The following is a 10,995-nucleotide window of genomic DNA, read 5'->3' on the forward strand; positions in this document are numbered from 1 at the left end:
ACCGGAACTGGTCTAAACTAACTATGTTATTCTACCACAAATATAGTCTGTCTACTTACGCCGAGCTGTACTAGGGCGATCGCCTCTTGTCCTTTCATAGCTTGCCAATTTGACCTATTCAGTACATTTACTGATGTTTCATGAGTGCGAGTCGCTGTTCGGGAAAGAAAAAAAATTGACTGAATTAACCGCAAGGTAATCCCTTTTATACTTGGCGGTTAAAACCGATAATACACAAGCTTTTGTTGGCCTTCCGATACTGAGAAATAAGGGGGATATTTAACCCGGATTTGGGATGAGGTTAATTGCACAATCTCAGATATCAAATCTCAAATCGATTGAGTGAATTTACGTAAATTTACAAAACCATGTCACTTTTTCACACCGACAGGGCGATCGGGGGTGGTTTATTCTTTGAGTTAAGGCAGAACAAAAGCCACTAACGCCTGTAAAGTTTGGATTTTTAGCGGGGCTTAAACTCTGCACCTTAATTAACGTTCTAAACCAAAGGAATTTTGATAATGACAGCCAATACTATTTCAAAAACGAAGACTATTTACGTTCCCCAGCCCAATAATCTACTTTGTCAGAGCGCGTGTATTGCAATGGTTTTACGTACCACAGATGTCTATGATATCCGTGCTGCTCTGGATTCAAAGGGTGTTGCTGGCGATCCTGCTGTGATGGGCGATTATCTTGAATCTCATGTGAAATCTTATAAGTTTCTTTTGAACGGATCTTTGAATGATGCCAAAAAAGCTCTTGATGAAGGTTGTGCCGTGATTACTCAGGGATGGTTCACCCATATAGGTCACGTCATTGTACTGATTGGATATGAAGCTGACCCCGTTACACTGTCTTACCGCTTTATCGTTCATGACCCCTTTGCAGAATACAATTTCCCCGATGGCCAGCATGATGAGTCTAAATCTGGTGAAAGTGTACGCTACTCTAGCTACGGCATCTATGCCACTTGTGTTGCCTCTGCTGACTACGCTCATGCTCGCGATCTCTACACACAGAAGATATTGAAATCAAATGAACAGAATGCATGGTTACACATCATTCAAAACTAAGTTCTTCCAACACCATTCGTAAACCATAAGCTATTTGCCAACATTCAGTGATGAATCGTTTTAGCACTGGATGTTAGCAAGTGCTACAAATTAAAATCCTTTTCCCGGTCAGCAGTTTAGCCATTCAAAGTGTGCTTGAACTAAATCCTTAGCAGTTTAGTGAACAGAAAGATCAAGAAGATGATGAAACCATTACCCAGTGGAATAGAGTATGTTTATCCTCCCGTGACTTATCCAGATGGGAAACGCACTATTTGCAAAATCCCTTCAGGATATGTTCAACCTGCATTGTCTAAATCTGATTATCAAGATTTAAGTGATGAGTTTGATTTGGAAATTGCTTTAGTTAAAGCTGTTATGGAAGTTGAATCTGCGGGTTCTGGATTCTTACTCAAAGAGCCATCTCCTGCACGTCCGAAGATTTTATTTGAAGCTCACTGGTTCTACAAGTTTACTCCAAAACCAGTTTCCAAAAGCCGCTCAGATCTATCCTCTCCTGTGTGGGATAGAAATTTGTACAAGGGGGGTTCAGCCGAGTGGGATGAACGTTTACTTGATGCAATGGAGTTTGATGAAATTCAGGCTCTAAAAAGTGCATCTTTTGGATTAGGCCAAGTCATGGGATTCAATTATACCGCTGCTGGTTGCGCTTCAATTCAGCAGTTCATCCAGGAGAACTTTGCAGGGGAGTATTGGCAAGCAAGACACATGATGAACTTCATTCTGGACAGAAATTTACTGGGTCATCTCAAACAGAAAGATTGGGATAAGTTCGCTTTTGGGTATAACGGAGAGCGGTATTGGGAGAATGAATACCAAATCAAACTCGCAAATGCTTATCAAAATGAATTGGTGCAGGCTTAAGCAATGTTTCCTCCATCAGCTCGATCGTCCGCAGTAAGTCAAACTGCTAGCTATTAGGATGGCGATCGCACCTTGTAACTCGTTCATCTCCTCACCAAATAACGGGAAATGAAGGCTGCAAGTGCGATTGCCCTTTCCTCTACCTCGACAACTTACCAATTTACAAAGCGTTACAAAACCATGTCACTTTCTGGCGGGAAAATTACTGTTGTATCCGCAGATAATAAGTACGTAAAAATCCCTACAGCACAATAGGGCGATCGTCCTACCTTTCTGGTTCTTGCCAGTAAAAGGTATATTTACACTTTCTTGTAGCTTACACAGGTAGATTCGAGCTATTCTAGAAATATACTTGATTCTCGATCGCATTATGGTTGCCTTACCCGATCGCCCATCGATGAGTGCAGAAGAATACCTGGCTTGGGAACCCACCCAAGAGGAACGCTACGAGTATTACGATGGCGAAGTAGTCGCGATAGGAGGCGAAACCCGCAATCACAATCGGATTTGCATCAACTTCTTTAAGCTATTAGACGATCGCCTTAATTTCCCCTATGAGATTTACATCTTAACTGTGAAACGACAGGGAGAACGAGGGCAAAAATATTTTTCTCCTGATGTTGTAGTAACTTGTGATGAGCATGATAACGATCCGCACTTAGTGCAATTTCCTTCCTTAATTCTCGAAGTTTTATCGCCTTCCACAGAAGCAGCAGATCGCCGCATTAAATTTGCTAAATACCGCCACTTTTCAACACTGCAAGAGTATGTCTTGGTGCAAGTTGAACAGCTAGGAGTAGAGATATTTCGGCGCAACCAACACGGGTAATGGGTTCTCTCCGAGTATGGTTTTGGCGACTCCTTGCAACTTGAATCGGTGAATCTAGAAATTGCAATCGCCGATTTATATTGCCAAGTACAATTTTATTAATAATTCCGCTGTCAAGGGATTTGATATTAATTACCCTAGGGATTTTTAATTATTTGAACAAACCGCGAAGACGCGAAGAGCGCGAATAAATAACAGTATCTTCTTCTTTCTCTTTCTTCGCGTCCTTAGCGCCTTCGCGCTTCATTTAATCTTACTCCAAATTCGTACAAACCCGGTTTCTGGGCCCGGCTGCGTAAGTCCAATTTAAAGAAACTGACCCGTTGGAGTCGATCGCACCCGACGAATTCCAATCACCGACGGCATCGGCGATCTGCGCGAATCATTTGAGATATTACTCGGCCACAAACTGCCGCGAGACACACTCCGAGTCTGATTGAAAACAGCACCATTCAAATCCAACATTTCAATTGGCCGACTGAGTACAGTACCATCATCGATCGGGCAATCTTCCCCCGGATGCTGCACCGAAAGCAACAGCGTATCTCCCACAAAAGTCGGCCCCGTCATTTCGCACCGATTCGGCCCTTGAGCAAACGGAATTACACTTCCGGCATTCGGCCCAGAAGTCGGAATGTAAAACAGCCAATTGTTGCCGAAAACACCAGTAAAATCCGAGACATTTCCAGTCTTTTTGTGGTCGATCGTCGTTGCCTTTCCAACACTCCCTACATCAAAACCATTGTGCGTGGGAGTAGACATATCAGTGACGCCCCAAACATTACCTTGAGTGTCAAAAACCAAATTGTCTACACTAGCAAATCCCGCCCCAGCTACCGAACCCGCTTCTCCACCTTGAGCAAAACGCTGCCAGCGGAAAGTCAAACCCGCACCGTCGGAACTATCTTCAATTATTTTGTAAATTCCTCCAGACTGCTGAGTGCTGTTGAGTCCAGCCGTGTATTTAGCAACAGTAAAAATGCGAGAATCTGGATAGCCGTCGCTTCCCGGTGCGGCGTCAGTATAAGCAATGAAAACTTCCTTAGTAGTAGGATTAACTTCCAAATCTTCCGGCCGCGCCGTCGGAGTTCCACCAATCAAATTAGCAGCTAAGAAAGCATCAACTAAAACCGCACCTTGGCTGCTGTAGAAATTAGCAAGAGTTTTATTGCTATAGCCAGGAAGTGCTGTTGCTTCATTAGTTGTATCCGCAACAAATGAACCGCCGTCTTCGGTTGGACCCGCAATTCCTGCGCGTTTTGGCAAGCGAGTGTTGGCATCTCTTTGAGCTTTGCCAAAACTTGCTAGTTCTGCTTCGCCAACTTTAGAAGGACTCACTGGATTCGTCGGGCTATTTAATGCCAGCGGCAACCATCTTCCACTACCATTACGGTTATATTGGGCAACGTACAAAACGCCGTCTTCAAATAACCGGCTGTTGGTTTTATCTGCGGGATTTGTGACAGTGCCGTTGCTGACAAATTTCCAGGTGTGTCCGCCGCGCCGATCGTCCCCCATGTACACTACTAACTTGCCTCCCGCTTCGGCGCGAATCGCGACGTTTTCGTGGCGGAAACGGCCTAAAGAAGTGTGCTTCCGGGGGCGGAAATTCGGATCTTGAGGATCGACTTCTACCATCCAGCCGTATTTTTCGCCGACTAAGCCGAATTCTTCACCCGTAGTGCCCTTGGCGTAGCCGGTTTGGCCGCCATTGGGTTTGACATTTTCCTGAACTCCGACGAAGAATAGTTCGCTACCTTGGAAATTTTCTTCGGAGGAGAGGATTGTGCCCCAAGGGGTTGTGCCGCCGGAACAGTTATATGCTGTGCCGATGATCCGGTTTCCGAGTCCGTCGCTGTTGACTTGCGCGAAGACTTGGGTAGCTGCAGGACCCGTGCCCGTGAGATAGTTATTGTCGCCTTGTCTGGTTCCCCAGGAGGTGACATCCTTGTATTTGTCGGTACGCTGGCTGTTGATTCCGAGGCCTGAAAGTCCGTGGATGCGGCGGTTGAGGGGGTCGCCGGCGATCGCCCCAAAGCGTCCATCAGCTTGTTTGGTGATGCGGACGATCGAACCACCGAGATTGTACAGAAATTCGCCGAGGGTAGCCTGATTCTTTACCGATAAGTCTATACCGAGTACGGCGCGATCGGTCGCTGGGAAAGATGCCACATCTGACGGCGCTTCCGGTGCCACTTTCGACATCGGGAAGGATACGTACTCGTGGTTAACCCAGAGATAACCGTCGTCATTGCTGCCGCGAAGGCCTACAAAGCCCGTGTAGTCGTTGTTGTAGCCGAAATAGTCTGCCGGATCGGGGAAAACTCGATCGCCCCAGCGGAGAATCACGTAACGTTCGTATTCCGGCGGCACAACCACATCATCAACAACGTTGTAGCTGGTTAATTTAGTATTCTGAGAGGCTGCCATGACGGTGCCCTGTCCGTTTAGGGCGATCGGCATAAAGCTGGACAATTCTTGATAAATCGGCAGCGGGTGGGGAAGTCTTAACGGAGTGAAAGATAGCGGCCCTACAACAGCTTCGGCCGAGGTGGAATTGATGCCGAAGAGTGTTTGAGTTAGTTGAGGAGCAAGCACAGTAGTAGCTGCACTGCTGCCGAAGAAAATTAACAATTGTCGGCGAGTTATTTTAGACATAAATTCCTGTTCAGCCCAACTTCCCTAATCTAATGATTCCGTATGAAACTCTATCACTGTTCAATTAAGGGAAGTTAACCTGAAGGTTAATTAAAATAAGATGATATTTTGGTTAATAACCCCTTAAATCTCGTAGTCAGTTGACTGTTGAGTTTTGTTAGTAGTTATTGGCTATTCCTTAGGTGCAATTACCAATTACTAATTACCAATTCCCTAGGCCCCATTACCCATTGTTTAATCATCTCGAAAACCCGGATCATTTTGTCGGGATGCCACTCGACTGCGACTGGGCGCTGATCCATTAATCACTTGCGAAAACCCAGCATTTGCGGGTGAAATATTGCCGTCTCTGAATCCCAGCAGCAATTGAGCATCGGCAAAATATCTAGTCCACTGTTCGATTCTCGCATCTTTTTGCCAATCGTGGCGCGATACTCTCGATCGCAAAACTGGAACCCTTTGTCGGCTGCGATCGGCTGTAATGATGACTGTAACTTCTGTTAATGCCGGATTTTCTTGAAACTCGCGGGCGATCGACTCTTTCGCTAAATCTTCCGCCTGCTGCACTAAACTCGCAAAAGATTGACTGCCGTCTGAATCTAGGGTAAGGTAGCGCTCTTTTGTTTCAGCCAAACCTATCGATATACTTGCTGTTAAACTGATAATTGCTAGAATGACGGCCGACAATAAGCGTAGGTACAAATTCATTATCTTTGAAACTAAATACTAACAATTCTCAATGATAGTTAATAAAATTTAACATAGTGTTAAGCTTAAATTAAAATAATATTTTGTGTCACCATATTTCCGCTTAACAGGCTTTCCGGCCTGTTCCACAACAAGTGCCTTTTCTTGTGGGGTGGGCCTCCTGCCCGCCCATAGAATGGTTATTGATAATGGTGCAATATCTCAGTTTTACTCAAAATACTTGTCAGTAGCAAAGGATGTCTATAAACCAGGCCCCGCGTTACTCTTCATTATTCCTTTAACATCAGAAGGAACGCTGGATAATTAATCCGTGTATCCGTGTCAAAATCAGTGTTGTGCCTTCCTTCTTCCCTCTTCCTTCTTCCCTCTTCCTTCTTCCTGACATCCGTTACATCCGTTACACAATCCGTTGCCGAACCTTCTTCTTTATGAAATCAACAAAATGTGCGATCGCCCTCGGTAGCAACTTAGGAGACTCCCTCGCCACACTCTCTAGCGCGATCGTAACCCTCAACAACACCCCAGGAATAGCAGTAAAATCCCATTCAAGCTGGTATCAAACCGCCCCGGTGGGGCCGCCGCAACCCGATTACATCAACGCCTGTGCCATCCTAGAAGTGGCACTAGAACCCGAACAATTGCTAGCAGCTTTATTAGAAATTGAAATAAAATTTAATCGAATTCGCCGAGAAAAATGGGGGCCAAGAACCCTAGACCTAGATTTGCTGCTGTACGACAATTTAATCCTAGAAACTGAGACACTGACTGTACCTCATCCCCGGATGACCGAAAGAGCTTTTGTATTAGTACCTTTAGCAGAAATTGCCCCGGATTGGGTGCATCCGGTGACGAAAAGTGCGATCGCCCAACTCCTGCAAACCGCAGACTGTTCCGGAGTGCAAAAATTGCAACTGTAAAAATTGAGCAAAATTCACGGATCGTACCAGTTTCCCAAAAAAGGCAACCGTAGGTAAGCTGCAAACTGTGATAGTTATCAGTCATTCCCAATCTAAAATCTAAAATCTAAAATCTAAAATCCTATGAGATCGCCTATGATGTCTTAAATCGGTGCACGCTAACATTATTCGCTTGTCGCTTATGTCGATCGGTCAAGAACTACCCCAACTCCTCAAACAACGTCTATTTTACCAAGGGCGCAAATTTAATTTTGACGTAGCCACCCTCCGTCTTCCCAACGGTTCCGAAGGCGAGTGGGAATGTATTCGCCACCCGGGCGGAGCACTTGCAGTTCCCGTCACACCCGAAGGTAAACTCGTCTTGGTACGCCAATATCGCTTTGCCACAAAAGGGCGAATTTTAGAATTTCCTGCTGGTACGGTAGAAATCAATGAAAATCCCGCCGAAACTATCAAACGCGAAATCGAAGAAGAAACCGGATATCGCGCCGGAAAATGGCAGAAATTAGGGCAATTTTTTCTCGCCCCCGGTTATTCCGACGAAATCATTTATGCTTTTTTAGCCCAAGATTTAGAAAAACTGGAACAGCCGCCAGCACAAGACGATGATGAAGACATTGAAACAGTTTTATTCACCCCTGACGAATTAGAAAAAGCTATTTTAGCTGGGGAACCAATTGACGCGAAATCAATTTCTAGCTTTTTCTTAGCCCGTCCATTTTTGACTTAAATAGCACTGAAATAAAAAACCCGGTTTCTTATAAAAATCGTGATCAAACCGATAAATATTAACTTAGAAACCGGGTTTTTGAAACCGCGTGTGTCCAGGACTGTAAAATCTAAAATCTAAAATCTAAAATCGAATGTCCGATATATCCAATCTAATTTTATTTTGGCACCGCCGCGACTTGCGTATTTCTGATAACATCGGACTGGCAGCAGCCCGCCAGCAAAGCCCGAAAGTGGTCGGGATTTTTTGTCTCGATCGCAATATCCTAAATCGGGATGACGTAGCGCCAGCTAGAGTCACATACATGATCGGTTGCTTGCAAAAACTCTCCTCGCGTTACAGGGATGCAGGCAGCCAATTACTGATAATTCAAGATGACCCGATTCTAGAAATACCGAGATTAGCAACAGCTATAAATGCTCAAGCAGTATTTTGGAACTGGGATGTAGAACCCTACGCAAAAGAGCGCGATCAGTCCGTATCAAACGCCCTCCAACAAGCAGGAATTCAAGTTCAAAATTTCTGGGATCAACTCCTGCACGCCCCCGATGAAATTCGCAGCGGTACAGGGACTCCCTACACAGTTTATACACCATTTTGGAAAAAATGGAACAGTAAACCCAAAGCCCAACCAGTAGAGACACTGCCGATAACTTATCTGGAATTAATGACCGGATTAACCGCCGAAGAACAAGCAATCGCCAACCAAGCAGGTGCAATGGAAACAGTGCCAACTGCCTCTAGTTTGGGATTTATTTGGGAAAATCCATTAGTAATAGAACCCGGAGAAGATGCAGCGCAACAAAAATTAGAAGAATTTTGCGATCGGGCAATTTACCAATATCAAGAACAGCGCAATTTCCCCGCAGTTAGCGGCACCTCCCAACTCAGCGCCGCCCTCAAATTTGGTGCAATTGGCATCCGCACTGTTTGGCAAGCTACCCAGATAGTAATGGACACTTGCCGCAGCGAAGAAGCGTCTACAAGCATCCGTACTTGGCAACAGGAAATAGCGTGGCGGGAATTTTACCAACACGCCATGTATAATTTCCCAGAATTAGCAGACGGCCCCTACCGTCAAGCATTCAAAGACTTTCCTTGGGAGAACGATGAAAAACTCTTTCAAGCTTGGTGTCGAGGCAAAACTGGCTATCCTATTATCGATGCAGCAATGCGGCAGTTAAATGAGACAGGTTGGATGCACAATCGCTGCCGCATGATAGTCGCCAGTTTCCTCACCAAAGATTTAATTATTAACTGGCAGTGGGGTGAAAAATACTTCATGCAAAAATTGATAGATGCCGACCTTTCTGCTAACAACGGCGGCTGGCAATGGAGCGCATCGAGTGGGATGGACCCGAAACCTTTACGAATATTCAATCCGGCGAGTCAAGCTCAAAAATTCGACCCGGAGGGCGAATATATTCGGCACTGGGTTCCAGAATTGCGCCGCGTTGATACTAAAGTTTTGCTAACAGGAAATATTTCACCTTTAGAACGCCGACTTCTTCATTATCCGTCTCCGATCGTAGATCACAACGAGCAGCAGCGCAAGTTTAAGGAACTGTACAAGCAGCAAAAAATTTAAACATCACACCCAGAACCCCGACTTTTTGAAGAAGTCGGTGTTCTAGCTGCCCTTATTACACCTACCTAATTAATATGTGATATCATGTTCTGTTAATTCCCCTTAAAAAAATTGTTTGTAGTAAGGACTTGAGTCCTTATTGACTCTATTCGAGGACTCAAGTCCTCACTACGAACTATTGATGGCTATATGAACGGAGAATTTTTCATGATTCAAACCATAATCAAATCGATAACATTTGAAGACTTTTTAGAATGGTATCCAGATGGAAAAGGACGTTTCGAGCTACGCAATGGAGTAATAGTTGAGATGAACCCAAATGGCGACCATGAGGAAGTTACAGGTTTTCTGCTTCGTAAAATTAACGTAGAAATTGACCGTTTAAATCTTCCTTATGTAACACCTTCAACTTATTTTGTCAGACCTCCCGAAACGACCACGGGCTACCAGCCGGATCTTATAGTCTTAGACAAACCAGCCTTAATGTCAGAGCCACTCTGGAAAAAATCATCAGTTATTTCTCAAGGTAGCTCTGTTAAGCTTGTTGTCGAAGTAGTTAGCACTAACTGGCAAGATGATTACCTGGTAAAAGTGGCTGAGTATGAAAGATTGGGTATCCCGGAATACTGGGTTGTTGACTATGCTGCCTTGGGTGGTCGGCGGTTCATCGGCAATCCCAAACAACCTACTGTCTCGATTTACCAGTTGGTAGAGGGGGAGTACCAGGTTAGCCAGTTCCGAGAGGGCGATACGATTATTTCGTCTGCCTTCGGGGAACTTAATCTGACTGTTGAGCAGGTTTTTAGCTCTATAATTTAAATAAATCGGAGGTTGAAATGGTAACGCTGCAATTAAGTAGGTCGGCGGAAAAATCCATAAGTATGTAACAAAATATTAAGTCGAGTGACTGGACTTGAATTTAATACGTTGTGTAGGGTAATCTGCTCTTTTTCCTCTAACTTCTACTCCATGAATTACGGCGTAGGCAAGTTCTAGTTCATCCTCAAACATTTGTCCGGCTAATTCATCTTCTTTAATGTGTTGCCACTCTAATTCAATTGGGTTCATTTCGGAACAATATTTAGGCAAGAAAAAAATATATAAACCCTGAGCTTCCCACTTTGACCACAAATGTTTAACCTCCTGACATCGGTGTATTGGACCGTTGTCTTGTACAATAATTCTAATCCGTTTCATTTGGGCCGCTTCTTCTGCTTCTTTCTCCATCATCTGAATATAAGCTTTTCGATCAACACCTCCAATTACCAAACCATATACAAAGCTACTTAAAGGTTCAAAAAGCCCCACAATACTTAATCTACGACCTCGCTTTTTAGTTTGCTGTATCCGTTTTTGTTGACCTTTTTTGTAATATGTATAACTTGGTTTACTCCACGCACAAAATCCTGATTCATCTAAATATTTTAAGTCGATTTCTCCGGCTGCCGCTGCTAATTCTAGCATATCTAGGTCTGATTGCTTTATTTCTCGTTGTTTGGGGTCTTGTTTTCCTTTATGACTTGGACTAGCTCTTTTCCAAATGAACCCTTTTTTTAGTACCCGTCTTAGTCGGTCGGGACTTAATTTAATAGAGCGCTCTTTTTCTAATTTATCAGCTAATTGAA

At 44.3% G+C, this 10,995-nt stretch carries 10 protein-coding genes; 7 read left to right on the plus strand and 3 right to left on the minus strand.

Going from position 1 to position 10,995, the window contains the following annotated elements:
• Nucleotides 1–521: 521 nt before the first annotated feature.
• The 3 genes from QUA04_RS26965 to QUA04_RS26975 all read left to right on the plus strand — a co-directional run bounded on the left by QUA04_RS26965 (nt 522) and on the right by QUA04_RS26975 (nt 2,769).
• Complete coding sequence (locus QUA04_RS26965; RefSeq protein WP_333263081.1) at nt 522–1,076, plus strand: C39 family peptidase; 555 nt, start codon at nt 522–524, stop codon at nt 1,074–1,076.
• A 180-nt stretch (nt 1,077–1,256) separates the two neighbouring features.
• Nucleotides 1,257–1,940, plus strand: a complete 684-nt coding sequence (locus tag QUA04_RS26970) for an N-acetylmuramidase family protein (RefSeq protein WP_333263084.1) — start codon at nt 1,257–1,259, stop codon at nt 1,938–1,940.
• A gap of 352 nt (nt 1,941–2,292) precedes the next feature.
• Nucleotides 2,293–2,769 carry a Uma2 family endonuclease gene (locus QUA04_RS26975; protein WP_333263087.1) on the plus strand — a complete coding sequence of 159 codons (477 nt, stop codon included), beginning with the start codon at nt 2,293–2,295 and terminating at the stop codon, nt 2,767–2,769.
• Between the two features lie 306 nt (nt 2,770–3,075).
• On the opposite strand, the gene QUA04_RS26980 is transcribed toward QUA04_RS26975, so the two are convergent.
• Nucleotides 3,076–5,427, minus strand: a complete 2,352-nt coding sequence (locus QUA04_RS26980) for a PhoX family phosphatase (RefSeq protein ID WP_333263091.1) — start codon at nt 5,425–5,427, stop codon at nt 3,076–3,078.
• Between the two features lie 234 nt (nt 5,428–5,661).
• A complete protein-coding gene (locus QUA04_RS26985; RefSeq protein WP_333263094.1) occupies nt 5,662–6,135 on the minus strand; it encodes a hypothetical protein in 474 nt (157 codons plus the stop codon).
• Nucleotides 6,136–6,563: 428 nt separating this feature from the next.
• On the opposite strand from QUA04_RS26985, the gene folK reads away from it, so the two are divergent.
• The 4 genes from folK (at nt 6,564) to QUA04_RS27005 (ending at nt 10,189) form a co-directional block, all read left to right on the plus strand.
• Nucleotides 6,564–7,052 (plus strand): 2-amino-4-hydroxy-6-hydroxymethyldihydropteridine diphosphokinase, encoded by a 489-nt coding sequence (gene folK, locus QUA04_RS26990; RefSeq protein ID WP_333263097.1) that lies wholly within the window; start codon nt 6,564–6,566, stop codon nt 7,050–7,052.
• 181 nt (nt 7,053–7,233) lie between these two features.
• Nucleotides 7,234–7,782: an NUDIX hydrolase gene (locus QUA04_RS26995; RefSeq protein ID WP_333263105.1), complete on the plus strand. Its 549-nt coding sequence runs from the start codon at nt 7,234–7,236 to the stop codon at nt 7,780–7,782.
• Between the two features lie 142 nt (nt 7,783–7,924).
• Entirely contained in the window at nt 7,925–9,370 is a 1,446-nt protein-coding gene (locus QUA04_RS27000) for an FAD-binding domain-containing protein (protein ID WP_333263108.1), read from the plus strand.
• A gap of 207 nt (nt 9,371–9,577) precedes the next feature.
• Nucleotides 9,578–10,189, plus strand: a complete 612-nt coding sequence (locus tag QUA04_RS27005; RefSeq protein WP_333263100.1) for a Uma2 family endonuclease — start codon at nt 9,578–9,580, stop codon at nt 10,187–10,189.
• Nucleotides 10,190–10,264: 75 nt separating this feature from the next.
• Here the strand turns inward: QUA04_RS27005 and QUA04_RS27010 are convergent.
• A partial coding sequence (locus QUA04_RS27010; RefSeq protein ID WP_333263103.1) for an IS630 family transposase occupies nt 10,265–10,995 on the minus strand: 731 nt, incomplete at its 5' end.

It is taken from the genome of Microcoleus sp. S13_C5 (assembly GCF_036700845.1).
Lineage (GTDB): Bacteria > Cyanobacteriota > Cyanobacteriia > Cyanobacteriales > Microcoleaceae > Microcoleus.